General features: G+C 45.0%; 17 protein-coding genes and 1 pseudogene. 3 read left to right on the top strand and 15 right to left on the bottom strand.

Translation table 11 applies throughout. The annotated features are described in order from the left end of the window. Positions 1-25: 25 nt before the first annotated feature. The 3 genes from brnQ to GKR48_RS03995 form a co-directional block, all read right to left on the bottom strand. Entirely contained in the window at positions 26-1,357 is a 1,332-nt protein-coding gene (brnQ, locus tag GKR48_RS04005) for a branched-chain amino acid transport system II carrier protein (protein WP_154627109.1), read from the bottom strand. Between the two features lie 219 nt (positions 1,358-1,576). Then, on the bottom strand, positions 1,577-2,386 hold the full coding sequence (yidA, locus tag GKR48_RS04000; RefSeq protein WP_154627108.1) for a sugar-phosphatase: 810 nt from the start codon (positions 2,384-2,386) through the stop codon (positions 1,577-1,579). Between the two features lie 165 nt (positions 2,387-2,551). Then, positions 2,552-2,935, bottom strand: coding sequence for a helix-turn-helix domain-containing protein (locus GKR48_RS03995; RefSeq protein ID WP_154627107.1), 384 nt, complete (start codon positions 2,933-2,935; stop codon positions 2,552-2,554). A 248-nt stretch (positions 2,936-3,183) separates the two neighbouring features. On the opposite strand from GKR48_RS03995, the gene mgrB reads away from it, so the two are divergent. Next, a complete protein-coding gene (gene mgrB, locus GKR48_RS17995; protein WP_071992159.1) occupies positions 3,184-3,324 on the top strand; it encodes a PhoP/PhoQ regulator MgrB in 141 nt (46 codons plus the stop codon). Between the two features lie 186 nt (positions 3,325-3,510). After that, on the top strand, positions 3,511-4,875 hold the full coding sequence (locus GKR48_RS03985; protein WP_154627106.1) for an amino acid permease: 1,365 nt from the start codon (positions 3,511-3,513) through the stop codon (positions 4,873-4,875). A gap of 117 nt (positions 4,876-4,992) precedes the next feature. On the opposite strand, the gene pagP is transcribed toward GKR48_RS03985, so the two are convergent. Next, positions 4,993-5,568, bottom strand: coding sequence for a lipid IV(A) palmitoyltransferase PagP (gene pagP, locus GKR48_RS03980; RefSeq protein WP_154627105.1), 576 nt, complete (start codon positions 5,566-5,568; stop codon positions 4,993-4,995). Positions 5,569-5,896: 328 nt separating this feature from the next. Between pagP and thiD the strand changes: the two genes are divergently transcribed. Next, positions 5,897-6,694, top strand: coding sequence for a bifunctional hydroxymethylpyrimidine kinase/phosphomethylpyrimidine kinase (gene thiD, locus GKR48_RS03975; RefSeq protein ID WP_154627104.1), 798 nt, complete (start codon positions 5,897-5,899; stop codon positions 6,692-6,694). Positions 6,695-7,048: 354 nt separating this feature from the next. Here thiD and trhP read toward each other — a convergent pair whose 3' ends face one another. The 11 genes and pseudogenes from trhP to speG form a co-directional block, all read right to left on the bottom strand. Continuing rightward, positions 7,049-8,425 carry a prephenate-dependent tRNA uridine(34) hydroxylase TrhP gene (trhP, locus tag GKR48_RS03970; protein ID WP_154627103.1) on the bottom strand — a complete coding sequence of 459 codons (1,377 nt, stop codon included), beginning with the start codon at positions 8,423-8,425 and terminating at the stop codon, positions 7,049-7,051. Positions 8,426-8,577: 152 nt separating this feature from the next. Further along, on the bottom strand, positions 8,578-9,291 hold the full coding sequence (gene baeR / locus GKR48_RS03965) for a two-component system response regulator BaeR (protein WP_336431113.1): 714 nt from the start codon (positions 9,289-9,291) through the stop codon (positions 8,578-8,580). After that, positions 9,291-10,685 (bottom strand): two-component system sensor histidine kinase BaeS, encoded by a 1,395-nt coding sequence (baeS, locus tag GKR48_RS03960; protein ID WP_154627102.1) that lies wholly within the window; start codon positions 10,683-10,685, stop codon positions 9,291-9,293. The genes baeR and baeS overlap by 1 nt, the downstream gene beginning before the upstream one ends. Then, complete coding sequence (gene mdtC, locus GKR48_RS03955; RefSeq protein WP_154627101.1) at positions 10,675-13,764, bottom strand: multidrug efflux RND transporter permease subunit MdtC; 3,090 nt, start codon at positions 13,762-13,764, stop codon at positions 10,675-10,677. The genes baeS and mdtC overlap by 11 nt, the downstream gene beginning before the upstream one ends. Then, on the bottom strand, positions 13,764-16,880 hold the full coding sequence (locus GKR48_RS03950; RefSeq protein WP_154627100.1) for an MdtB/MuxB family multidrug efflux RND transporter permease subunit: 3,117 nt from the start codon (positions 16,878-16,880) through the stop codon (positions 13,764-13,766). Before GKR48_RS03950 ends, mdtC begins: the two co-directional genes overlap by 1 nt. After that, a complete protein-coding gene (locus GKR48_RS03945) occupies positions 16,880-18,130 on the bottom strand; it encodes an MdtA/MuxA family multidrug efflux RND transporter periplasmic adaptor subunit (RefSeq protein ID WP_154627099.1) in 1,251 nt (416 codons plus the stop codon). The genes GKR48_RS03950 and GKR48_RS03945 overlap by 1 nt, the downstream gene beginning before the upstream one ends. Positions 18,131-18,571: 441 nt before the next feature. Continuing rightward, positions 18,572-19,924 carry an MFS transporter gene (locus GKR48_RS03940; RefSeq protein ID WP_154627098.1) on the bottom strand — a complete coding sequence of 451 codons (1,353 nt, stop codon included), beginning with the start codon at positions 19,922-19,924 and terminating at the stop codon, positions 18,572-18,574. A 582-nt stretch (positions 19,925-20,506) separates the two neighbouring features. Next, positions 20,507-21,787 (bottom strand): annotated as a pseudogene (mgtE, locus tag GKR48_RS03935) (magnesium transporter); the annotation flags it as partial. A gap of 386 nt (positions 21,788-22,173) precedes the next feature. Continuing rightward, a complete protein-coding gene (gene ppx, locus GKR48_RS03930) occupies positions 22,174-23,706 on the bottom strand; it encodes an exopolyphosphatase (protein ID WP_154627097.1) in 1,533 nt (510 codons plus the stop codon). Between the two features lie 4 nt (positions 23,707-23,710). Beyond that, positions 23,711-25,780: a polyphosphate kinase 1 gene (gene ppk1 / locus GKR48_RS03925; RefSeq protein WP_154603637.1), complete on the bottom strand. Its 2,070-nt coding sequence runs from the start codon at positions 25,778-25,780 to the stop codon at positions 23,711-23,713. A gap of 82 nt (positions 25,781-25,862) precedes the next feature. Next, positions 25,863-26,408, bottom strand: a complete 546-nt coding sequence (gene speG / locus GKR48_RS03920) for a spermidine N1-acetyltransferase (RefSeq protein ID WP_036953207.1) — start codon at positions 26,406-26,408, stop codon at positions 25,863-25,865. Between the last annotated feature and the right edge of the window lie 492 nt (positions 26,409-26,900).

Raw genomic sequence — 26,900 nt, 5'->3', positions numbered from 1 at the left:
AACATTCGGCTTTTTAATATCAAGATTAAGCTAAGTTTTGCTCTGCGACAGGCTCGCTTTTCGCGGTCAATTTGCCGATAAACATCGAGATAATAAACGCGATAATTCCAGGGATTAACCAACCCATACCTTGCTCAAACAGTGGTAAGTAGGTGATCAGGTTTGCTTTCACCGTGACGTTTAAGAGTTCCATATTATTCAGCGTATCGAACAAGCTCATCAGCACAACTACGCCAATGGTGATCCCATAAGTGACCCGAGGAGCAGCCATAAATTTGCGTGCAAATTGCAGGAATACGATAGTGACTGATGAAGGGTAAATCATCAGCAGCGCCGGAATGGTGACACGTAATAAAGTGTCGAGACCAAACGTGGACACGACGGTGGTTAGCATTGTGAAGAAAACCACCCAGAAGCGATAACCTAAACGGTGATGGAAAGTCGCAAAGTAATCCGCACAGGCGCTGGTCACACCCACTAACGTGGTCATGCTTGCCAGTAATACAATTCCGCACATGATCCACGTACCGATTGAACCAAATAGGACATCGACGTAACGAGAGAAAATTTGCCCGCCGTTGGTTGCGGTATTCGCGACTTGTTCACTGGTCGCGCCTAAATAGAACAGGCAGATATACAACGCCGCGAGTAAGCTTACTGAAATTAAACCCGCTTTAATGGTGATAGTCGCGACTTGGCGTGGTTCAGTGATCTGTTTCGATGCTAATGCGCGCGCCACAATCCCACCAAACGCCATCGCAGACAGTACATCCATAGTTTGATAGCCATCAATCACGCCGCCAAAGAAGGCAAACTCAGCATACTGTTTAACAGGCGGATTCATGTCAGAAAGCGGGTTAATGACTACGGCAATTCCCACAACCACTAACAAAATAAGTAACGCTGGAGTCATAAACTTACCAATTGCACTGATCATAGTGCCTTGCTTCAACATGAAGAACATCGAGGTAAAGTTAAAAATGAGTGCGAAAGTGAGATGCGAGAATGTACTTTTTTCAACAAAGCCTAATGGTAAGAAGCCCATTTCAAACGCGGTATTCGTTACCCTTGGCATCGCAAATGTGGAGCCGACGATTAAGTAGAGTGCAACCCAAAAAATGACGGCAACCCATTTGGGTAAATCAACAGACAGCTTTTCACCACGCCCTTTTACTGCAACCGTTACCAAGGTTAGGAAAGGTAACAGAACCCCCGTGATCAGAAAGCCTACTGAGGTATCAAACCAGTCTGTCCCTGATTGATAGCCAGCCATCGGTGGAAAGATGATATTTCCCGCGCCTAGAAATAAGGCGAATACCATCATCCCCAGAATTAACATATCTTTAGTCGAAAACATTTTACTACCTGTTAGTGATGTGGGTTTTATTGTACTTATAGTTGAATGACAATTTTTGAAAGAGGCAGATAGTATCAAATTTGGAAGGGTAAGTAAGGTGAAGGATAAAATAGTTCTAAAAGGAGTGCAGGAGATGGATATGCCTGAATGGGGATGTCTAGGCATATCCCGTTAAATTGTATTTTGGTCTAGAGATTTGAGCTTTAAATTAGCCGACCACTAGATAATAAATTTGTTTATTGCGACAGCAACGCCATCACAATCGTTGGTATCGGTGACAAATTTCACTATTTCACGAATATGTGGTGCAGCATTTCCCATTGCAACCGAAACGCTCGAATACTGTAGCATGGCAACATCATTATTTTGGTCACCGATGCTCATGACTTTGTCTGGCGTGAGGGATAATTTTTCACATAGCACTTTCAGCGCAGAGCCTTTGCTTGCATCCTTATTCGAAACTTCGAGGAAATAAGGGCTGGTTTTGATTAGCGAATAGTTTTCAAAGGTATTTTCAGGAATATAGCTAATACCCACATCCAGTTTCTCAGGATGGTCAATAATCATGATTTTGGTAAAACTGAGCGAGCTATCCATTTCGTTAACGGGGCAATAGACCAGAGGTGTATTGGTGAAATAGGCATCATGAATGGTATAGCGGCTAATATGGCGATTAGCGGTGAACATGGTGTTATCTGCAAGGGCGTGCATATGGACCCCCACGTTGTTAGCCAGATCAGCAAAATATTGATAATCTTCAAAATCTAACAGATTTTCATACAGGTGGCTGCCATCATTGGCTTGATGGATCACGCTGCCATTGTTACTGATGCAGTAGTTGCTGGCAGTATCTAATCCAAGCTCTTGAAGGTAAGGTAAAATGCCAGAATAGGGGCGACCTGAGGCAAGGACAATTCGCACACCTTGTTTGTGCGCGCGGGTAATGGCATCTTTCACTGCGGGAGAAATTTGGTGCTGCGAATTGAGTAACGTGCCATCTAAATCAATGGCGACCAGTTTGATTGACATCAATGCCTCCTAAAATAGAACTTTTACACGTACCTTACTCTGATTATCGAGAATGTAAATTATCTAAGAGGGCAACGAATAAGTTGCTCAGTAAAAAGGATGAGAATGCCCATGTTTTATCGCATTAAATCTGAAAAAATGCAGGTTAATGCGCGTAAAACAAATTCACTCATCATCCGAGGTTAGGTGTAATGGCTCTTTGACATCCAAATGAATTTGGTCATTTTGACGGAAATCAAACGGTGTAATGCCATATTCTTTGCGGAACATATAGGTAAAGTGAGATTGCGAACCGAAGCCGAAATCTAACGCAATATCAAAAATGCTTTGGCTGCTATTTCTTAATAAATTTACGGCGCCAGCCAGTCGACGTTGGCGGATATATTTTCCTAAGGAGATCCCTGTGACTTCCTTAAAGATTTTTTGCATATGCCAAAGGGAATACCCAGAATAGGCAGCGAGTTCTTCCAAGTGGATGACTCGACCTAAATGCTCTTCAATCCATTTACTTAGAGCATTAACAAGTGCTACGTGGTTATCTTGTGCCATCTCAAATTCATTCTTATTTTACGGTAACTGAAGTATACACAACTTCATTTCACCATGACAAAGGTTGGTTGTGCGGTATTACTGATTTATGTATAAAAATCACACAACAATAGCCAGTTATTTATCAAGAGCTGCAAAAATAAACAATTATTTTCTTGAAAACGATGAATAGCCCATTTTACGCAACTAAAGACGATAATATCGATTAATATTGCCAGATGATGTGACTATTAAGAACCCCATTATCTATGCGAAATATGCTATTAATCATCAGCATTGTAATTATTTGTGCTTTTTTATACCTCTTGGCGATGAATAATCTCTGCGATCAGGGTGGGGATGACTTTCAACTCGGCGTTTGCCGCGTGACGGGTTTGTTACCATTTTGAGTTTGCATTTTGCAACGTCTTACTGGATATTAGTTTGTCATTATTTGGAAACATTAGAAGACAGGCAGAAAGCCAGCTTTACAGTGGTGTAATTGCGAGTGGAGTTCATGCAAAAATTCAAATAAACTTGCGTGATTATCACAACTGTGGACGATAACAAAAAGCTAGAGGACGAAGGGTAAAGATATGGCGCAACAGACGTTAAAGCGCGGATTGAAAAACAGGCATATTCAGTTAATTGCCTTGGGGGGCGCTGTCGGCACAGGGCTATTTTTAGGGATAGCAACCACTATCCAAATGGCAGGTCCGTCGGTATTACTCGGGTATGCATTGTGTGGATTTATCGCTTTTCTGATCATGCGTCAGTTAGGTGAAATGATTGTTCAAGAGCCTGTTGCAGGGTCATTTAGCCATTTCGCATTCAAATATTGGGGCGGTTTTGCCGGATTCCTCTCGGGTTGGAACTACTGGGTAATGTTTATCCTCGTGGGGATGACAGAACTGACTGCGGCGGGTAAATATATGCAGCATTGGTGGCCAGAGTTACCTATTTGGGTTTCGGCGCTGGTGTTTTTTATTGCAGTTAATGCGATCAACCTGATTAACGTTCGCTCCTACGGGGAAACAGAGTTTTGGTTTGCGCTGATTAAAGTTGTTGCAGTTATCGCGATGATTTTATTCGGCTGTTACTTGCTGTTTAGTGGCCATGGCGGCCCTCAAGCCAAAGTGAGTAACTTGTGGGAATACGGCGGCTTCTTTGCCAAAGGTTATAACGGGCTATTGGTTGCGCTGGCGATTATTATGTTCTCATTTGGTGGATTGGAGTTGGTAGGGATTACTGCGGCAGAAGCGGAAGATCCAGATAAAAGCATTCCAAAAGCCATCAACCAAGTAGTTTACCGTATCTTAATATTCTATATCGGCTCACTGGCGGTATTACTGGCGCTGTATCCATGGGTACAACTGGATGGTAAAACTAGCCCATTCGTACTGATTTTCCATGAGCTGGGTGACTTGCTTGTTGCCAACGCATTGAACGTGGTGATTTTGATTGCTGCGCTGTCGGTTTATAACAGTGGTGCTTACTGTACTAGCCGCATGCTGTATGGCTTAGCACAACAAGGCAACGCACCGCGCTTTATGGCAAAAGTGAATAAAGGCGGCGTGCCTGTAATGGCGCTGATTGTTTCGGGTATCGCGACTTCTGGCGGGATCTTGATTAACTTTGTGATGGAAGGTAAGGCATTTGAATTACTGATGTCCTTAGTGGTCACTACGCTAGTTTTAAACTGGATTATGATCTGTGTTTCTAACTTGAAGTTTAGAGCCGCAATGAATAAACAGGGTATTGAAACGAAGTTTAAGAGTATTTGGTATCCGTTTGGTAACTATCTGTGTTTAGCGTTCTTGTCGCTGATCTTGATTATTATTCTGACAATGGATGGGTTACGCGTTTCTGTGCTGATTATGCCTCTCTGGGTCGCGGTTCTGTGGGTTGGTTATCAATTCTCAGGTGCCAAAAAACAAGGTGTAGAGAGCAAGGCGGCATAAGTAAAAAGTCTTGATAAATAAAAAACAAAAAACCGGTAAGATGTTTAATCTACCGGTTTTTTTATGCTTATTTTCTGTTAAATCAGTTTCTAGCGAGATGAGCGCAAGCTCAAGCGCTTACCACTGCCAACGTAACCAAGCAAACAGGACGTTACCGTTATTGTATGTTCCTGGAATATAGGTCGCTTGAACAGAAAGCTTATCATATTCAATAGAAACTAAAGGCAGCGGCGCAGGGAGTGGAATATAGCTATATTCTTCACGTGCGGTGATACCTAACGTGAAACCCGCCCCCATACGGAAGCCATCAATATCCCCTGGGATCCACATTTTTTGGAAACCATAACCCACGATTGGCTCGACTTTATTATGGGAATCCATAAATGCCATCGCATAGAGTGCATGCCAGTCATTATCTTCATCATAACGATATTTACCGATACCAAAGCCCCATGGCTCTTCATTATAGGTATCTGTTTTTTCTTTATCGTACATAAGACGGTTATGCCAAGTGAAGAACGGGATATACAGCTCATATTTGTCAGAATCCCAGGTGGTACTGATATTATTGGTGAATTTATCCCATAAACCGACTGACTGCTCTTCAGCCAACGCAGATGATGACATGCAGATTGAAGCGCTCAGAATTGCCGATGCGCCTACAACCAACTGTATGTTTTTATTAACTCTCATTGTGGATCCAATCTAGTTTTATCTGATAGATGAGTCATGATAGACATTAACAATGATGACATCATTATCGTAATTGTAATAATTGTAGTGTGAATTATTTTAATAAAGATAAGCTAAATAGGACAGCAATAAATGGTCAAATTAGGATAATGACTTATTGGGATCGTAATCTGTTGTAAGGAATTATTTCATTATTAGTATAATCATTGAATATTAAATAAAACGAAAACTATGTAACTTAATGATTTTTATTAACTTAAAAATGCAATAATTGGAGTGGGCTTTTTCAAGGTCAATTATTTTTCTGAAGACAAAGGAGAAAGTATTAATGAGAGTGAATGCATTAACGATTGCGGGAACGGATCCATCAGGTGGAGCCGGTATTCAAGCAGACTTGAAAACATTTTCCGCACTCGGTGCGTATGGAACCAGTGTAATGACTGCGCTGGTGGCACAAAATACGCAAGGTGTTCAAGCCATCCATAATATCCCTTCAGACTTTGTTGCGGCTCAATTGAGCTCTGTTTTAAGTGATGTCCGTATTGATGCCGCGAAAATCGGTATGTTATCTAATCGCGATAATGTCCAAGTGGTCGCCAGTGCGTTGAAAAAAACACCCGTACCTTATGTGGTACTCGATACGGTGATGGTGGCCAAAAGTGGAGACCCGCTATTATTACCAGACGCCGTAGAGACCCTAAGGCGCGAGCTTTTACCCATGGTTTCGTTGATCACGCCAAATTTACCCGAAGCAGCCGTATTACTTGATGAGCAAATGGCACAAACTGAAGAACAAATGCGTGAGCAAGGACAACGTTTACTGCAATTGGGTTGCCAAAGTGTCTTGATGAAAGGTGGACACTTGATCGATTCTCAAAGCCCTGATTGGTTGATCACCCCAGAAGGCGAGTGGCGTTTTACGTCGGTACGTATCGATACCAAAAATACCCATGGTACAGGATGTACATTATCAGCAGCGTTAGCCGCACTGAGACCGCGTTTTGCGAATTGGCAACAAACGGTTGTAGAAGCAAAAGCCTATTTGCAAGGGGCGCTGGAGCAAGCGGATAGTTTAGAAGTCGGCAGTGGCTTTGGACCTGTACACCATTTTCATCGCTGGTGGTAAGAATTTGGGGGGCTAGAAAAAAGAAATGGCTAGCTCAAGGGAGATTGAGCCAGCCAAGGAGGTGGTTCCTAGTCTTAATTTATGACTTTCTAGTTCTTCGTTTTCGACAGTGACTATACGATATAGAATAACCAATTGATGTGATCTGTTGCATAAATTTGGATATTGAGTGCACTTTTTAACGAAACTGTCAATAACGAGAATGATTCTCAACTAAAATAAAGCATAAAATGACCGTTTTTTACACGAATACCTAAGAAAAAACCCATAGTCATTGACCATGGGCTTCTATTTAGTAAAACGTATTTAGCAATAAGGGATGGAATACTTAGCCAGTTTACGCTTTTTCAGCTTTTATGCTTTTTCTTCTTGGGCTTGATGCGGGTCTCGAGTAGTCGTTCCAGCAAGATTGCGGATCAACAAGCCAAAATTTACATCCACATCTTCGGGGATCGGCAGATAAACCACATGTCCATTCCCCGGTGCCACATCAACAGATTCGCCTTTGCGGTTAGTTAATGCATCCAGAGTAAAGACGATATTGCCTGATGGTGTCATTAATTCTAGGCTATCACCGACGCTAAATTTGTTTTTCACATCGACTTCCGCTAAACCATTCACTCGGTTGCCTGTAAACTCGCCGACAAATTGCTGAGTATCTGAAACGGAATAGCCATATTCATAGGTTTGATAAGCATCATGGGTATGACGACGTAAGAAACCTTCGGTATAACCGCGGTGCGCTAAGCCTTCAAGGGTAGAAAGCAAGGTTGGGTCAAATGGTTTACCCGCTACAGCGTCATCAATGGCGCGGCGATACACTTGGGCAGTACGAGCACAATAATAGAATGACTTGGTACGACCTTCGATTTTCAGAGAATGAACGCCCATTTTTGTCAGCGTTTCAACGTGCTCGATGGCGCGTAAATCTTTTGAGTTCATGATATAAGTGCCGTGTTCGTCTTCAAAGGCTGTCATGTATTCGCCCGGACGCATCGCTTCTTCAATCATGTAAACTTTATCGGTTGGAGCACCTTCACCGAGTGTTGGTGCTACGTTTTTAACTGGGATTGGCTCATAGACATGCACGATGTTACCCACATCGTCCTCTTTGCCTTCCTGAACTTTATATTCCCAGCGACACGCGTTAGTACAGGTACCTTGGTTCGGGTCACGCTTATTAATATAACCAGATAGCAAGCAGCGACCGGAATACGCCATACACAACGCGCCGTGTACAAAAACTTCCAGCTCAATTTCAGGTACTTGCTGGCGGATTTCAGCAATCTCTTCCAGCGATAATTCGCGGGATAAAATCACGCGAGTTAAGCCCATTTGTTTCCAGAATTTCACGGAAGCCCAGTTGACGGCGTTAGCCTGAACCGATAAGTGAATATCCATCTCAGGGAAGGCTTCACGCACCATCATAATCAGACCAGGGTCGGACATAATCAGTGCATCAGGACCCATTTCAATCACGGGAGTCAGGTCACGAATAAAGGTTTTCAACTTGGCGTTATGTGGTGCGATATTGACGACCACATAGAATTTTTTACCCAACTCATGGGCTTCATTGATCCCTTTCGCGAGATTCTCATGGTTAAATTCGTTATTGCGTACACGTAAGCTATAGCGTGGTTGACCAGCGTAAACCGCATCGGCACCGTAAGCAAAGGCATAGCGCATGTTCTTCAAGGAACCTGCTGGGGATAATAATTCTGGTGTAAACATGTTAGTTCTCAGTCTGATGTCAGGTCAGCACCAAGCCGGATGGCTTGGTGTAAAAATTCGAGGGTGGGGATTTTAACGCTAAATGAGGGGAATGCCAAATTTCCCATGCAAAAAACAGGGTTATAATTTTGTTACAGAAATACCAGCGGCGATTAGATGTCGTCCCAGCGATAGCCCAAGCCATAGATGGAGCGGATAAAGGTTTTTTCGTCATCCAGAGATTCGAGCTTACGGCGTAAATTTTTAACGTGGCTATCAATGGTTCTGTCGGTGACCACGCGATGGTCGTCATACAAAATGTCCAGTAATTGATCCCGAGAAAACACCGTACCTGCGTTATCTGACAAAAACTTTAGCAGACGAAATTCTGCGGGGGTCAATTCCAGTAATTTATCCCCATAACGAACTTGGAAGGCATTTTCATCGATAACCAGCTGCGTCTCTTGGCTTCCCGCAGAAGAAGGGACTCTTTGGCAACGACGCAAAATCGTTTTTACGCGGGCAACCACTTCTCGCGGGCTAAAGGGCTTACAAACATAGTCATCGGCACCAATTTCTAACCCTAATAAACGGTCAATTTCTTCCGTTTTGGCTGTCACCATAATCACTGGAACATCGCTGAATTTACGCAGTTCACGACAGACCGAAATACCATCGAGTCCCGGTAACATCAAATCTAATAAAATCAGGTCAGGAAAGTGCTTTTGCACATAAGGGATGACTTCATCGCCGCGCATCAGCAAGGCGGGAACATAGCCAGCAGCTTGCAAATAATCAAACAGTAGCTGCCCAAGTTTGGGTTCATCTTCAACAATCAGAACATGGGCGCTATTGGCTCCCAATAAAGGGGATTCAGGCAAAGACACTATTGCTCCTCCTGCGTCGCAATGGGAAGTTGAATGGTTATCTTCACGCCACCGAGTGGGGATGGTGCCGCAGAAATAGTCCCGTTATGGGCCTCGACAATATTATAGCAAATCGCCAGCCCCAAACCTGAGCCACCACTCGCACGGTTACGAGAAACTTCCACACGGTAAAATCGTTCAAACAGACGCTGGCATTGTTCAACACTTAATCCCGGCGCGCTATCTTCCCACGTGATCACTAATTGTTGCTCATGTTGGCTCACGTTGACGGCAATTTTACCGTGAGGATCGGTATAACGCAGGCTGTTTTCCATCAAATTATAAAACAGCTGGTTGATACGATCAGGATCAGCGAATAGATGGGAATGGGCTGAAAACTGAGTTTCTAACGCCAGCTGCCTATCCTCCAATCGCCATTTGGCTTGCCCTAAATTCATCTCAATAATCGGGATAATATCGATAGATTCCATACGATAAACCAAGGAGCCTCTATCGGATAACGAAAGCTGATGCAGGTCATTGACCAGTTTTATCAGTGTTTGAGTCTCATTGAGTAGGGAATTGATGGTTTCAGGCGTTGCTTGGCGCACACCGTCTTGTACGGCTTCAAGTTCGCCGCGTAAAACGGAGAGTGGGGTGCGTAATTCATGGGAAATATCCGCCATATAATCGCGGCGCATTTGCTCATTTTTTTCCAAGGTCGAGGCGAGATGGTTAAAGTCTTTCGCCAGCTGCCCCAACTCATCTTGACCCACTTCAGACACCCGCGCACTGAAATTACCTTTAGCGAGTTGTTGAGTGCCTTCCAGCAATCGGGTGATGGGCTTTAAAAAGCCGCGAGCTAAAAATAGGGTCACTAGCAGCGCCACGAATAGCGATAACCCTGCAATTACCCAGCTAATGTGCATCTGCTGGGTATCGAAACGTTGGTCTAATTGGTTACTGATCCCACTTTCATAACTGGCAACTAGCCAGCCGACGGTTGCGCCTCGGCTCGTTTTGACGGGCACGCGGATCACTTGGTCAGGAGGGGGAAGGTCTCGCCCCCAAATCAGGTTTTCTTTGGCATCATACACCCAAAACATACCGCGCATTCGCTTATGACCACCGCCATGACCTTGCCCTTGATGCTGATTATCGACATTACGTAGAATACGGAAAAACATCCGCTCATCCACCGCCAAGAAACGCCAACTTCCTTCTTCCTCGTATTGCTCGGCAAGCGCCAAAGCGAGTAGCTCTGCACGTTGTTGGTCATTCTCTTTAATATAGTCAATAAAACCATGCTGGAAGCCCATTCTGACGCCTTGGTGCATGATAGCAACCAGCAGCAAACAGGTGGCAAAGATAGCGATAAATAACCGAGTACTGAGGCTTGTGAGTTTAAGCTTCATGGGATTTCTCCTGCATTGAAGGCGCTTTGCGTGAAAAACGCTGTCTCAGGCTATCAAAACTGAGATACACCACTGGTGTGGTAAATAACGTCAGCAACTGACTCATGACTAATCCACCGACAATCGCGATCCCCAGCGGTTGGCGTAATTCTGCGCCATCACCCGTACCGAGCATCAAAGGGAGCGCCCCAAAAATGGCAGCAAGGGTAGTCATTAAAATCGGTCTAAAACGCAGCAGGCTTGCGCGTAAAATAGCCTCTTTTGCCGATAAGTTCCCATTACGTTGGGCTTGAAGGGCAAAATCCACCATGATAATGGCGTTTTTCATCACAATACCAATAAGCAACATAATGCCGATCAAGGCAATGAGGCTAAATGGCGTATCAAATAATTCCAAGGCTAATAACGCACCGACACCTGCGGATGGCAGTGTCGACAGAATGGTAAGTGGGTGAATATAACTTTCATACAAAATACCCAGTACCAAATAGACCGTGACAATCGCCGCTAAAATTAAAAACAACTGAGATTTTAAGGTATCTTGGAAAACTTGGGCGGTTCCGGCGAAAGTGCCACGTACCGTCGATGGAACGCCTAAAGCCGTCATGGTTTTCTCCACCGCCACAATGGCATCATTTAAGGTATAACCGTCTGCCACGTTAAAGGAAATGGTGGACGCGGCTGATAACCCTTGGTGGTTAACACTTAACGGTGCATTGGCAGGCTGCCAGCGGGCAAAATAGGAGAGGGGGATCGCTTCTCCTTGCTTATTCACCACAAACATTTTATCCAGCGAACTGACGTCTTGGGTATATTCCGGCGCGACTTCCATCACCACTTTATATTGGTTCATAGCTTCATAAATGGTAGAAATTTGACGTTGACCAAAGGCGTTGTTGAGCAGATTGTTCGCATCACGCACATCGATCCCCAGTTGCGCCATCAAATCGCGGTCATAGGTTAATGCCATCTCTGCGCCTTTATCTTCTTTATCGGAGTTCACATCGGTTAACTGAGGTAAATCCCCCAGCGCTCGGCGAATAGCGGGCTCCCATGAACGTAATGCATCCAGCTCATCGGCTAATAGGGTAAATTGATAGCTAGCTTCGGATTGACGTCCTCCCACGCGAATATCTTGCACGGGCATCATAAATAAGTTGGCTCCGGGCTCGTTCGCCAGTTTCATGCGCAAGCGGTTAATCACGCTGTTAGCACTCTCTTTGCGCTCATCCAGTGGCTTTAAGGAGATAAACATAGAGCCACTGTTGACGCGGCTGCCGCCCGTAAATCCAGTGACGCTATCCACGGCAGGATCCGCTTTTACTTGCAGCATAAAGCTCGTCATTTTTTGCTTCATTGACTGGAATGAGATGCTTTGGTCTGCTCGAACGAATCCCAGCAATCGTCCTGTATCTTGCTCTGGGAAAAAGGCTTTAGGGATAGAAATATACAGATAAACATTCAAGCCAATTGCTGCAATTAGCACTGCCAGCACACTGCGACGATGAGATAGCACCCAATTTAACGTGACGCCGTAACTTTCTTGTAACCGAATAAGAACGCGTCCAAATCCTCGTTGCTTGGTATTGGCTGTGCCGCGTTTTTTCAGTAAATGAGCGCACATCATCGGAGTTAACGTCAGCGAGATAATCAGTGAAATCCCGATAGCAGTCGAGAGCGTAATGGCAAATTCGCGGAATAATCGCCCAACTAATCCATCCATCAGTAACAGTGGGATAAACACCGCCACTAAAGAAATACTCATCGAAACGACGGTAAAGCCAACCTCAGAAACCCCTTTAACTGCCGCGATAAACGGTTTTCGACCATTTTCAATGTGCCGAGAAATGTTCTCCAATACCACGATGGCATCATCCACCACAAATCCGGTGGCGACGGTTAAGGCCATTAATGACAAGTTATTGAGGCTAAACCCGCATAAATACATGGCGGTAAAGGTACCAATTAACGAGACAGGCACAGCAATGGCGGGAATTAAAGTGGCACGCCCTGAGCGTAGAAACAGCAATACAACGAGGATCACAAGCGCAATGGCAATCATTAATGCTCGCTCGACTTCTGCCAACGATGCTTTGATGGTCGGTGTTCTATCTTGGGCAACCTGTAAATCAATGGCGGCGGGGATCATATCCTTAAATTCTGGGAGTTCCTCGCGAATGCGTTTGACCGTTTCAATGATATTGGCACCCGCTTCGCGGCGAATGATGATCAAAATTGCGGGTTCACCACTGGACATCCCTGCGGCGCGCACATCTTGGACAGAGTCTTTTACGACGGCCACATCACTGAGTTTGACGGCATTGCCATTACTGTAATGGACAATAATCGGACGGTAATCGGCGGCTTTTTTCAATTCGTCGTTAGTTTGAACTTGGTAGCGATTATCGTCATTATTAATATAACCTTGAGGCTGGCGCACGTTAGCACTACTGATGGCAGAGCGCACAGCATCAAGGGAAACCCCTTGATTAAATAGGGCGGTAGGGTTGAGTTCCACACGCACAGCAGGAAGAGAACCACCTCCTACGGCAACTTCACTGACCCCATCGATTTGCGCGATACGCTGAGCTAAGCGTGTGGACGCCACATCATACATTTCCCCGGTACTGAGGGTTTTTGATGTGAGAGTTAAAATCATGATCGGCGCGTCAGACGGGTTTGATTTATAGTAACGCGGTCGGCTTGGCATACCACTAGGTAATAAATTCTGTGCGGCATTCAACGCCGCTTGTACTTCTCGCGCGGCATTATTGATATCTTTGTTTAAATCAAACTCTAAGGTAATGGAAGTTCGCCCTAACGAACTGCTCGAGGTCATCTCATTTAATCCAGCAATACTGCCTAATGAGCGCTCAAGCGGTGTCGCGATGGAGGAAGCCATCGTTTCAGGGGAAGCACCAGGAAGTGACGCTGTCACTCTTATCACGGGGTAGTCTACCTGCGGCAATGGCGCCACAGGTAAAAACAGAAAGCTCAATGCACCGCACAGGGTAATGGCGACACTGATTAATGTGGTCGCCACCGGACGGCTAATAAACAAAGCAAAGAAGCGTTTCATTAAGACTCCTGTGCTTTGTGCCCACGGCGATTGAAGCGATGAGCTAGACGGTCAAACATCAGGTAGATCACTGGCGTGGTGAACAGCGTTAAAATCTGGCTCATGATCAACCCACCCACCATACAGACCCCCAGAGGCTGGCGCAGTTCTGCGCCGACACCGGTACTGAGCATCAGCGGCAGCGCACCGAGCAATGCGGCCATGGTGGTCATCAGGATTGGGCGAAAACGCAGTAAACAGGCCTGATAAATCGCATCATATGGAGATAAACCTTGTTCACGCTCTGCGGCGAGGGCAAAGTCAATCATCATTATGGCGTTCTTTTTCACAATCCCGATCAGCAAGATAATCCCGATAATAGCGATAACATCGAGCTCATTGCCGGCCATCATTAGCGCGAGCAAAGCCCCCACGCCAGCGGTCGGCAAAGTGGATAAAATGGTGATTGGATGAATAAAGCTTTCGTACAGAATACCGAGCACGATATACATGGCGATAATCGCGGCAAAAATTAGCCAAACGGTGCTACTCAGCGCCGCTTCAAAGGCGAGGGTTGCCCCTTGGAATTGTGTCGTTATCGATTTTGGCATCGAAATCTGTTTTTCAGCCAGCTTCACCGCATTGACTGCTTCTTCTAATGAAGAATCTCCCGCCACATCGAAAGAGAAAGTGACTGACGGGAATTGGTCGAGGTGATTAATCGCCAAAGGTCCATAACCTTCTTGAATATTGACGAGGGTATTTAGCGGAACAATGGCGCCATCAGTGCCTTTTAAGCGAATATCGTTGAGCGCATCCATCCCATCACGGGTTTGGGTATTGTGCTCTAAAATGACGCGATACTGGTTAGCTTGGGTGTAAATGGTGGAGATCATGCGTTGACCAAACGCGTTATACAGCGCGTTATCGATATTCGACATGGTAATACCAAAACGGCTCGCGGTATCACGATCCACATTCACATACGCCACTAAACCTTTATCTTGCCAGTCGCTGCTCACATCAATGAGTGCGGATTGTTGATTTAACGCTTCCAGCAATTTTGGTACCCAAGTGCTGAGCTCATCTAAGGAGCCAGCTTGTAGCGTGAATTGATACGGGGTGCGGGAAACTTGCGTATCAATGGTTAAATCTTGGGATGGTTGCAAGTAGAGGTTGACGCCCGCAATACCGCTGGTGGCTTGCTGCAAGCGAGGAATAATCGTAGGGACACGGTCGTCACGCTCTTCAAGGGGCTTCAAGGTGATTTGAATACGGGCGTTATTCAGTGTGGCATTGTTACCGTCGATACCCACATAGGTGGTAACGTTCTCAACCGCCGGATCTGCCAGAATAATGCCCGCCACTTCTTGCTGTTTCTTCGACATCGCGGCAAACGAAATAGATTGGCGACTTTCAATGGTGCCTTGAATAATGCCGCTATCTTGCAGTGGGAAGAATCCTTTTGGGATCCACATATACAGCAGTACGGTCAGTACCAAAGTTCCTAATGCCACACACAGAGTTAACCACTGGTGGTTAAGAATACGTTTTAGCCAAACACCATAACCTGCAATCATCCACTCAAAGAAATGCTCACAGGCGATTTCAAAGCGATTATGTTTATGCTGGGATTCCGGTTTAAGCAAGCGGGCGCACATCATTGGGGTGAGGGTGAGGGATACCACGGCGGAGATTAAAATCGCTACCGCTAACGTAATTGCAAACTCACGGAACAGGCGCCCGACAATATCCCCCATAAACAGCAGCGGGATCAGCACGGCAACCAAAGAGAAGGTCAGGGAGATAATGGTAAAACCGATTTCTCCTGCACCTTTTAATGCGGCAACAACCGGTTTATCCCCTTTTTCAAGATAGCGGGAGATATTTTCGATCACCACGATAGCGTCATCCACCACGAATCCCGTGGCGATGGTTAGCGCCATCAATGTGAGGTTATTGACGGAAAAGCCGCAAAAATACATGACGGCAAAGGTGCCGACTAACGATAATGGCACGGCGATGCCGGGGATCAGCGTCGCAATCCCATTACGCAGGAATAAGTAAATCACCATCACCACGAGGGCGATAGCGAGCATTAATTCGAATTGGACATCATTAACGGAAGCGCGAATGGTGCTGGTGCGGTCGGTCAAAATATCCACATTCACGGATGCCGGTAAGCTCTCAATCAATTCTGGCAATAACGCGCGGATAGTATCCGTGGTGCTAATCACGTTCGCGCCCGGTTGGCGCTGAACGTTAATTACAATCGCTTGTTGGCTATTCGCCCATGCACCGAGATAGGCGTTCTCAGCACCTTGTTCAATAGTAGCAATATCCCCCAAACGCACTGGGGCGCCATTTTGGAAAGCCACAATCAACTTGCGGTAATCCTCAAGGGATTTCATCTGGTCATTAGCAGATAACGTCACAGAGCGGGTTGGGCCATCAAAACTTCCTTTTGCGGAGTTGACGTTCGCATTATTGATAGCGGTACGAATGGTTTCGCTGTCTAATCCTTTTGCCGCCATGGCTTGTGGATTAAGGTTGACGCGCACAGCAGGGCGTTGCCCCCCCGCTAAGGTGACTAAGCCCACCCCAGTCACTTGGGAAATTTTCTGCGCCACGCGGGTTTCAATAATATCTTGTACCTGCGTTAATGGCATTGCATCGGAGGTGACGGCGAGCGTTAAAACGGGCGGATCCGCAGGGTTTACTTTGTTGTAAATCGGTGGATATGGTAAATCTGAGGGTAGCAAGCTGGTGGCGGAGTTAATCGCCGCCTGCACTTCCTGCTCTGCCACATCGAGAGGCAAAGAGAGCTGGAACATCAAGGTGATCACCGACGCGCCGCCGGAGCTGCGTGATGACATCTGTTGCAAGCCGGACATTTGACCGAATTGCGTTTCTAGCGGTGCCGTGATAGCCGACGTCATCACATCGGGGCTGGCACCGGGGTATAAGGTCACAACTTGAATAGTCGGGTAGTCAACTTCCGGTAACGCCGAGACAGGTAAAAACCGATAACCGATGATCCCCGCGAGCAAAATCGCCACCATAAATAAGGTGGTTGCGACAGGACGTAGAATGAAGAGGCGGGATGGGCCACCGCCTTTATGTGTTTCCGGCTGCATCAGGCTTTCTCCGCACTATTGCGAGGTTTTCTCTCTGTGGAAGCCGGTTTCTTTTCGAGGCTTGAAGCGTTGACCACTTCAACTTTTGCGCCATCAGTTAGCTTATCGACGCCATCGGTAATGACTTTGGTGTTAGCGGATAAACCGCTTTCAATTACCACTTGCTGGCTGTCTTGAATGCCCACTGTCACAAGGTGTTTCGTCACGGTATCATCGTCGCTCAGTACCCAAACATAGTGACCTTCATTGCCCATTTGAAGGGCAGCAGTAGGGATCACCACGGCATTTTGTAAGGTCTCTACCTGCATTTTGACGTTCACAAACTGATTCGGGAACAGTTTTTGCTCTTCGTTAGTAAAGCGTGCTTTGATTTTCAGTGTCCCCGTTGCTGGGTCAATTTGGTTATCGGTACTCAGTAATTCACCGCGTGCAATCATGGCAATATTATTGCGATCCCAAGCTTCTATCAGAACTTTATTCCCTGCTGCTTGCGCTTGTTGGATAGCAGGAATATCACCTTCAGGTAAGGCAAATAGTACGTCAGCAGGTTGCGTTTGGGTGATCACTACAATCGGCGTGGAAGTCCCTGAAGAGATAAAGTTACCCACATCCACTTGTTTTAAACCGATGCGTCCAGAAATAGGGGCTGTAATTTTGCTGTAGGTCAGTTGCAGTTTGGCGTTATCAACGGCGGCTTGGTCAACTTTGATGCTACCCTCGGCTTGTAATACAGTAGCGCGCTGGTTATCCAACTCTTGCTGGGAGATGACTTTGGTTCCCGCCAGTTTTTGGTAGCGGGTCAGATCTAACCGAGCATTGGCTAAAGTGGCTTTATCTTTGGCTAATTGACCTTCCGCTTGGGCAAGTTGCACTTCAAAAGGGCGAGGGTCAATTTGGGCTAATAAATCGCCGGCTTTGACGGATTGCCCTTCGGTGAAGTAGATATTCATTAATTGACCTTCAACGCGGCTAGTGACCGTCACCATGTTGGCGGCCTGCACGGTACCTAAACCAGATAGGAAACGCGGCACGACTTTTTCTTGGGCAGTGGCAAATTGAACCGGTGCAAGTGGACGTGATGGTCTTCCACCTGCTTTTTTCGCTTGTCCGCTTTGAGTTGCACTGGCTGTGGTTGGTACTTCATTTTGGTTATTTTTATGGTAGGCATACCACGTTGCGCCAGCCGCAGCTAACAGAGCAACAAACAGGGCAGAGCGAGTCAAAATTGTACGGCGTTTCTGTGTCGTCATGGTGGGTAATTCGCTTAACTCAAGGTTGAGTAAAATCAGTTAGGAACCATTCCAATAAATTTAACTGAATATAATAAGGTATATATTAAAAATTAATCAGTTGCGTATTTTAATAGTTTAGCTTGAGGGGAACAAAAGAAAATGGAGGAAATATGAAAAAATGGAAAAGAACGTTAGATAACTGCAAATAATGCTTTTCGAAATGAGCGTAGAACTCTTTATTGTGAAAGCATTTCTCTCGTTTTATTAAGGGTGGGAAGGAATACTCACTTGATTCAAAAGGAGGCGTTACCTGATGGATATTCTGATTTACTTATTCAGACGGAAGAACTTGAAATGTCTGGGGATATGCGACAGGGGGAGAGTCATCCTTTTAGCATGTAGGGCGCCATAAAAAAGCCAGCCGCTAAGCGACTGGCTTTATGTTTGAGTGACGAGAAATTAATTGATGCTGGTTTTCAATACTGCCGCAGGGTTACGTTCCTCTTCTGCGGTACGAGTCCAACCTTTGTATGACAGAGGGATAAACGCCACGGCAACGGCTAACAAGGAAACTCCTGCAACATAGTATGCTGGTGCCATATGGGACTGCTGTAACCATGCCCCTGTTAAGACTGGGGTCAAGCCACCGAATACCGCATACGCCAAGTTATACGCAAAGGATAATCCTGAGAAACGAATTTCGGGTGGAAACGCGCGAGTACTGATAATTGGCGTTGTCGCAATTGCGCCCACGAAGAAGCCCATTAATGCATAGTTAAACGTTAAAGTATTTGCCGAAATATCCGATGACAGCGATGAATAGAAGTAGATAGCGGTAACCGCTAATCCACCCCAAGACAAGGTCATCGACGTACGCGTTCCAGTTTTATCTCCTAACCAACCCCAGAAAATACAGCCTAAAGTTAAGGTCAAGGTTGCTGCACAGTTGGCTTGCAACGCAATATTACGATCGATGCCATAAATACCTTTTAATACCACGTCAGGCGTCATCAAAATGGTGACAACGATAGCGGTAGACAGTGACCATGTCAGTGCCGCGGTGATCATGCAAGCTTGTTTATGGGATTTAACCACGGTTTTTACTGGCAATTCTTTGGTTAACGCTTTCTTAGCTGCCATCTCTTTGAAAATCGGGGTCTCTTGTAAGAAACGACGCAGATAGACAGAGATAAAACCAAAGATACCCCCTAAGATAAACGGAATACGCCACGCAAAATCATGCACCTCTTGGGTGGTATAAGAGCGTTCAATGATAATCGCGACGATAGAGCCTAATAAAATCCCGCCAGTGATCCCTGAGGTTAATGTTCCCACGCCTAAACCATAACGCTGTTTCGGAGTATGTTCGGCAATAAACACCCATGCACCTGGCATTTCACCGCCGATAGCAGCACCTTGCATGATACGCATTAATAACAGTAACAGGGGGGCTGCAGCGCCAATGGTCTCAAATGTTGGCAAGAAACCAATAATAAAGGTTGGGAATGCCATCAAGAAAATACTCAAGGTAAACATTTTTTTACGACCGATTTTATCGCCAAAGTGGGCCATGATAATGCCGCCCAATGGGCGAGCAAGATAACCCGCAGCAAACAGACCCAGCGTCGCCATTAATGCGAGAAATTCATTATCGCCCGGGAAAAATAGCTGGGAGATAATTTTCGCGTAAAAAACGAAAATAACGAAATCATAAAATTCTAATGTGCCACCTAAAGAGGATAAGCCCAAAGTTTTATAATCTTCTTTGCCTAACGGTCTAGCCGCAGGCTGGCTGGTTGTTTGCGATGTCATAATTCTGTCCTTCTAAATACACAACATTTCAATATTAGCGCGATGAGGTTATTTGTAATAATAGGTACGTTAAATAGCGAAGTAATTAATATTATTTGGCAAAGGATATGAGATAAAACGAGGGAAAATAAACCAAGGTAATACTCTGTATCTCTAACGTGTCTTCATTTATAGCAGAAAGTTTCATATTCTGTAAACTGCCACCTTAAAAACAAGCATAAAATTCTATTTAATTAAAAAAGGTTGAATGACTGCTCTGAATGATAATTGAATGCCACGATATGATATTAATAAACTAGCAATTACAGACGATTGTATATTTTGATGTGCAAAATAATCACAAAAAAGGTAATAAATATAATGGTGCTAATTTATTAAGTGTGAAATTAAATAGAGTAAATAACAGATATAGATAAAATAATATAATTAATAGGCAGGGGATAAGGCTATTTAAATAAATAATACTCGCGGATATGAACTGTTAATTATTTCTATTTTAGTCGAATTGGGCGGTTTTTCAGAGAATGGTAGGTTTTTATAAACCCGCGTACCTAGTTTAAGGCAAAGTACGCGGGTAGGCGGTTAAACTAAGAACAGGGTCGCTAACCCTAAGAAGATAAAGAAACCACCAGTGTCTGTAATTGCCGTGATCATCACGCTAGAACCGATAGCAGGGTCTTTACCCATCTTAATCATGATTAATGGGATCAAGACCCCCATGATGGCAGCCATCAAGAGGTTAAGTACCATCGCAAGGGTCATCACAGCGCCCATGGCAAGATCCCCATACAAGAGGTAGGTGACGACGCCCATAATACCGCCCCAAACTACCCCGTTAATAAAGGCGACTCCCAGCTCTCTGATCATCAGGAAGGAGAAGCTACCGTTCTGGATTTGGTGTAACGCAATGGCGCGGACAATCATGGTAATAGTCTGGTTACCCGTATTACCGCCGATACCCGCCACGATTGGCATTAAGGTCGCGAGGGCAACCAACTGTGAAATCGTATCTTCGAACACACCGATAACACGGGAAGCGACGAAAGCGGTACACAGGTTAATGGCAAGCCATGTCCAACGGGTTTTAACCGCTTGACCAACAGGGGCGAATACGTCCTCTTCAGGACTTAACCCCCCCATACGGCGGATGCTGTTATCGTTTTCTTCGCTGATATTATCAACGATATCTTCAACGGTTAGACGCCCCATCAGCAAGCCGTTGCTATCCACAACCGCGGCAGAAATTAAGTCGTAACGTTCGAATGCGCTTGCTGCATCTTCCCCTTTTTCATCGGGTAAGAAGGTGACGGTATCGGTTTTCATCACATCGGCAACAATACGTTCTGGCGCTTGGATCAAAATGGTGGTCAGGGGTAATTCGCCTTGCAGATAATTATCTTTATCGACAACGAAAATTTTATCCGTTGCTTCAGGAATTTTTCCCCGTTGGCGTAGATAGCGTTGTACTGTTTTTAGGGTGACGTTTGAACGCACAGTGACGAATTCGAAATCCATCATCTGCCCAACGCTGTCTTTGGCGTATTGGAGAACTTCACGAATACGGCTACGTAAGCTTGGGTCTAAGTAGGTGAGGAGACGGCGCATGGTATCGCGGGGCAAGTGCTCAGCGATATACGCTTGTTCGTCCACATGTAAGCCTGCAACCGCTCGCAGCAGTTCTCGGTCTGACATATCTTTAATCAGGCTGTCCCAAACAGAGACAGAGGCTTCAACCAACACTTCACCGCGTTCGTTGTTGTCGACTAAGCGCCACAGTGCGAGACGCTCGTCGTACGGTAGCATTTCAAGAATATCGGCGATATCCGCGGTGTGGAGGTCAACAAGCAGTTCTTTAACCGTACTAATTTTTTCACTAAATGCTTTATCATCCATACTGACGTGTTGGTCTTTCTCGACAAGAGCATGAACAAACTCTTCGTCTTCCATGAATAACGTCAGTATTTGCTGGCGGATGTACGCCAGTCTTTGTGAATGCGGATTGATTATTGGTGCCGCATCAGTTGAAAAAGCAGTTTGTGACATGTTAATCCTTAAACCATTCGGCGCCGAAGCGCTTTAAATTAATTCGCCTGCGAGGTGACGAAACTTCTACCCAGTATTGTCGCTGATCCCAAAAAAATATCAAATCTGTTCATATTTCGAATAAGAAGAACAAAACAACACTGACCGCAAATCATTATTTTTTGTTTCTATTTTCTAAATCATACTCATTTCTGAGTCATGTAAGCCTATGGCTCATTTTCTGCGCAAATGGTGAGTTTCCAGCCAGGAACCTCTTCCCAGTAGGCACTCTCTTTTTCAAGGTCGAGCAGCATTAACGCATTGTGGGCGAGATACTGCGCAGGTAAGAAAAGTGTCCAATGACCTTCGTCGGTTTCAATGCGCATAGACGAAGGTGTTGTCGTTGATTGGCGCTGATTATTCAATAAGATAGATAAGCGCAAAATTTGAATCAACGGCATAAATTGCTTGCGTTTAAACAAGTTAAACTTAGGGATTTCATCGTATTTAATGGCACGGCGATGATTGCGAACCAACGTCGCTAATAGCAATTGTTGCTCTTGGCTAAATCCCGGTAAGTTGGTGTTTTGTAAGATATAAGCGGAATGGCGATGCATGCCGCTATGGTTAATACTCAATCCCACTTCGTGCAGCATAACCGCCCAAATTAAAATGGATTCTAATTGTGGATTGGCCTGTTTAGGGTTCTGCTGGCGCCACTGATAATACAGCTCTTCCATGGTTTTCAAAACCCGTTTGGCTTGTTCACGGTCGATATTATAGTGCTCGGCAAGGCTTAATGCGGTGCGTTGTCGAATATCTTGGTGACGAAAGCGACCTTCCATTTCATAGAGAACGCCTTCACGTAAGGCACCGTCGGAAAGTCGCAATTCTTTGATGTCTAGGGAATCAAACACCGCAATTAAGATAGCTAAACCCGGCACAAAAACGTGTTTACGATCAGAAGAAAGTCCCGGAATTTCTAATGATTTAAACGTTTTGTACTTCAATGCGACTTGTTTGATTTTTTCGAGGCGCTCGCGGGTAATAATGCCATCACGATCGCCCATCTCTACAATTACCGCATGTGCCGCTTTAATGGTACCGGAGGCTCCCATCGCCACATCCCAAACTTGCTTTTTAAATAGGGTAGCGGTGCTTTCCAGTTTTAAGCAGGCGGCTAAATAAGCGCGATTAAAATTATCTGGGGAAATGGTTTCATTAGGGAAATAGTGACGAGCAAAGCTCACGCAGCCCATACGGCGGCTTTCAATTAAAATGGGTTCAAATTTCTCGCCAATCACCAGCTCTGTGGAACCGCCGCCAATATCGATGACCAGTTTACGACCCTTTTCCGGCTGCGTGTGTTCAACGCCCATAAAAATCAAACGCGCTTCTTCTTGCCCTGAAATGATCTCAATCGGGTAGGGAATAATGGCTTTTGCACGACGTAGAAATTCTTCAACGTTGGTGGCGACTCGTAATGAATGGGTACCAACGATGCAGACGTTATCAGGCGTGAAGCCTTGTAGACGCTCAGCAAATAGCGATAAACACGCCAAGCCACGCTCCATGGCTTCTTCACTGAGCTCATTGGTATCACTCAGCCCATCAGCAAGATGAACACGTTTTTTTAAACGGGTTAGAACTTGTAGTGCTCCATTGACAATACGCGCAATAACCATATGAAAACTGTTTGAACCCAAGTCAATCGCCGCAATTTCTTGTGGTCTTGGGGTAGATGAACTGGCAATTGGCATAGTATCAAGCTCTTGTTTCAGGCATTTCGAGTGCTTTTAAAAATTCATAAACAGCTAATTGAGCGCGAATTTTGCGCTTATTGCCGCGGGGAACATAATGATTACTGAGTTCTTTGTCAACAAAGCGGGCTTTGACGGTATCACTGAACTGTAATTCGAGGATATCTAAAACCAACTGTTTAAGTCGTGGATCCAGCAAACGAACGGCGACTTCGATACGGTAGTCGATGTTTCGGGTCATCCAGTCGGCCGAGGAGATGAATACTTTTTCATCGCCAGCGTTGGTAAAGACATAAACGCGGTCATGCTCTAAGAATCGGTCCACCACACTGGTGACTTGGATATTTTCGCTATAGCCTTGTTGCCCTGAGACGAGTGAACACATGCCACGCACTAACAAGCGAATTTTAACCCCTGCATTGGAGGCATCGTAGAGCTTATCGGTCAGTTCTTTATCGACTAAGTTATTAATTTTCAGCGTGATGCCACTAGGTAACCCAGCTTCAGCATTCGCAATTTCTTGGTCAATTAATTCAGTGATTTTGGTGCGTGTATTTTGCGGAGACACCATCAAATTATCGAAAGTTACAGGGCGATACGGGTTTTCAATAAAGCTAAATACTCGGCGCACTTCGTTGGTGATTTGCTCGTTACAGGTCAGTAATGAATAGTCGGTGTAAAGACGCGCGGTTTTTTCGTTAAAGTTACCCGTACCAATATGGGCGTAGCGAACAATCTGGCCTTCTTCCATACGGGAAATAATAAACAGCTTGGCGTGAATTTTTAGCCCCGGCGCGGAGAAGATAACGTGAACACCCGCTTCAGTTAGGCGTTTCGCCCAGTGAATATTGGCGGCTTCATCAAAACGCGCTTGCAGCTCCACCACTACGGTGACTTTTTTGCCATTGTGGGCAGCGTGGATCACGGAGTCGATGATACGTGAGTCTTTTGCCACACGGTAAATATTGATTTTGATGGATAACACATTCGGGTCAAACGATGCTTGGCGCAGCAATTCTAATGTGTGCTCGAAGGTGTAATACGGGTAGTAGAGCAACACATCGCGCTCGCGAATGGCATCAAATCCGTTACGGAAATTATCAAACCAGCGGTGGCGCAGGCGTGGTAACGGTTTGTTGAGTAAGTTTTTATTTCCTTCATTCGGGAAGTTAATAAAATCTTTAAAATTATGGTAACGACCACCGGCAATCACCGAGTCATCGCTCGATAATCCCAGTTTTTCTCGTAGCAGCGCGACCATTTCATCGGGCATATCACGTTGATAAACAAAGCGAACTGGCTCAGCCGTTAAACGCTGTTTTAACGTGGATGACATAATTTCCAGCAGGCTAGATTCCATTTCCGTGGCGATATCATATTCCGCATCACGGGTCATTTTCATGGAATAGGCGTTGAGCTTATCGTAGTCAAAGAAGCCTTTGAAAATTTCATCGAGGGTATAGCGAAGGATATTATCAATTAAAATCATTGATTTGCGGCGCTTTGGCATCTCTGGCGGGAGATTCACAAAACGCGGAACTTTATCCGATGGGATCTCCAATAAGGCGTATTGCACTTCAGCACCATTAATAATTTCAACGGCGAGGTAGGTGTAATCGTCTTTCAGGAACTCCACTAAGTTAGTATCACGATTGATTAAAATTGGCGTGATATGTTGGCGTAAGTTTTGACGAAAGTATTGGCGCAACCAAATTTGCTGACGAGGTGAAATTTGACGCTCGTTAATTAAGAATATTTGGTTACGTGCCATTTCAAGGAGCAAGTCGTTGTAGAGAACGTCGAACTCTTGTTCCTGTTTGGCCACTTTAGACTGAATACGTTTGAGCAGATGACGGGCACCGCTGGCGGAACCGCGCTCTTCATTGATTAAGATGCGACGTTTTACATCCGCAAAACGGACTTTATAGAACTCATCTAAGTTATTGGAGTAAATGCCCAAAAAACGCATTCGTTCTATAAGAGGGTTCCGCTTATCCGCGGCTTCTTGGAGAACTCGTTCGTTAAAAGAGAGCCAGCTGAGCTCTTTTTCATGATAGAGGCGTTCTTGGGACATTGTTGCTCCGTATTTGGCTGGTTAATGCTGATAAAAAAACCGATTATCACCTTTGACTTCTATAGCGCTATTCTTGGAAATATTACGCGTTTTCAGACTGCTGTTTCATTGCAAAATATTGGTGCTGGAACACACACATACGGATTGCGGTGTGGTAGCGACCATTAACGAAAAATTCGTCAATCAGCTCGCCTTCTGTGTGGAAGCCGAGTTTATTATAAATATGGATAGCTTTGACATTTTCTTTATCGACTATCAGATAAAGTTTGTACAAATTGAGCACTGAAAAGGCGTAGTCCATGGCCAGTTTTGCAGCGCGGCTTGCATACCCTTTGCCTTGATAGCGGGGGGCAATGATAATCTGGAATTCAGAACGACGGTGAACATAATCAATTTCAACCAGTTCGACTAAACCGACTTTTTCACTGTCTGATTCGACAATAAAGCGGCGTTCGGATTGGTCATGAATATGCTTATCGTAAAGATCACTGAGTTCAACGAATGCCTCGTAAGGCTCTTCGAACCAATAACGCATAATGTTGGCGTTATTGTCCAGCTGGTGGATGAAAGCTAAATCTTCACGCTCAAGTGGGCGCAATCTAAACAGATGAGCTTGCCCGGTCGTCATAAAACACCTCGATTGTTGTTAATTATAAAACTATTTATGGCGAAAGTATCAACTAGAAAATTAATTACTTAGCACTGTTATAAGGATACCACTTATTTGCAATAAAATAATGATAGAAAGCAGGGGGAGGGAGAGTTTGTTGAAGATTAGTTTGTTTAAGTGGGAATGGTTAGGGGGAGGTTGGTGAACTGGTGAAGACTCAATATAGGGCGGTGATTGTCTCTACCCAAAAATTGTGCTTTCTTGGATTTGAATTGGGGACGGTGATGAGCATCTAGTTTCGTGGGCTGCTTTATGTTGGAAGCGGATGTTAATAAACATTGTGAGTTGGTAGAAATAGGGGCATTCGCGTGTTAATTAATCCAATTGGATTATATCTAAGATACCTAAAGTTAACTTCATTCATAAGTTAACTTTAATGTATAGTTGTGTCTACATGGCTCTAAATTGACTAAGAAGTGAAGTACATTTCAGTCTTAATATTGATCAATA

The organism is Providencia sp. wls1943 (assembly GCF_009706275.1).
GTDB lineage: Bacteria > Pseudomonadota > Gammaproteobacteria > Enterobacterales > Enterobacteriaceae > Providencia > Providencia zhijiangensis.
This window is presented reverse-complemented; position numbering and strand designations above follow the sequence as displayed.

Excerpts from the sequence above, each read along its gene's own strand:
- brnQ (WP_154627109.1), bottom strand. The coding sequence starts at position 1,357 with ATGTTTTCGACTAAAGATATGTTAATTCTGGGGATGATGGTATTCGCC.
- yidA (WP_154627108.1), bottom strand. The coding sequence starts at position 2,386 with ATGTCAATCAAACTGGTCGCCATTGATTTAGATGGCACGTTACTCAAT.
- GKR48_RS03995 (WP_154627107.1), bottom strand. The coding sequence starts at position 2,935 with ATGGCACAAGATAACCACGTAGCACTTGTTAATGCTCTAAGTAAATGG.
- mgrB (WP_071992159.1), top strand. The coding sequence starts at position 3,184 with ATGCGAAATATGCTATTAATCATCAGCATTGTAATTATTTGTGCTTTT.
- GKR48_RS03985 (WP_154627106.1), top strand. The coding sequence starts at position 3,511 with ATGGCGCAACAGACGTTAAAGCGCGGATTGAAAAACAGGCATATTCAG.
- pagP (WP_154627105.1), bottom strand. The coding sequence starts at position 5,568 with ATGAGAGTTAATAAAAACATACAGTTGGTTGTAGGCGCATCGGCAATT.
- thiD (WP_154627104.1), top strand. The coding sequence starts at position 5,897 with ATGAGAGTGAATGCATTAACGATTGCGGGAACGGATCCATCAGGTGGA.
- trhP (WP_154627103.1), bottom strand. The coding sequence starts at position 8,425 with ATGTTTACACCAGAATTATTATCCCCAGCAGGTTCCTTGAAGAACATG.
- baeS (WP_154627102.1), bottom strand. The coding sequence starts at position 10,685 with ATGAAGCTTAAACTCACAAGCCTCAGTACTCGGTTATTTATCGCTATC.
- mdtC (WP_154627101.1), bottom strand. The coding sequence starts at position 13,764 with ATGAAACGCTTCTTTGCTTTGTTTATTAGCCGTCCGGTGGCGACCACA.
- GKR48_RS03950 (WP_154627100.1), bottom strand. The coding sequence starts at position 16,880 with ATGCAGCCGGAAACACATAAAGGCGGTGGCCCATCCCGCCTCTTCATT.
- GKR48_RS03945 (WP_154627099.1), bottom strand. The coding sequence starts at position 18,130 with ATGACGACACAGAAACGCCGTACAATTTTGACTCGCTCTGCCCTGTTT.
- GKR48_RS03940 (WP_154627098.1), bottom strand. The coding sequence starts at position 19,924 with ATGACATCGCAAACAACCAGCCAGCCTGCGGCTAGACCGTTAGGCAAA.
- ppx (WP_154627097.1), bottom strand. The coding sequence starts at position 23,706 with ATGCCAATTGCCAGTTCATCTACCCCAAGACCACAAGAAATTGCGGCG.
- ppk1 (WP_154603637.1), bottom strand. The coding sequence starts at position 25,780 with ATGTCCCAAGAACGCCTCTATCATGAAAAAGAGCTCAGCTGGCTCTCT.
- speG (WP_036953207.1), bottom strand. The coding sequence starts at position 26,408 with ATGACGACCGGGCAAGCTCATCTGTTTAGATTGCGCCCACTTGAGCGT.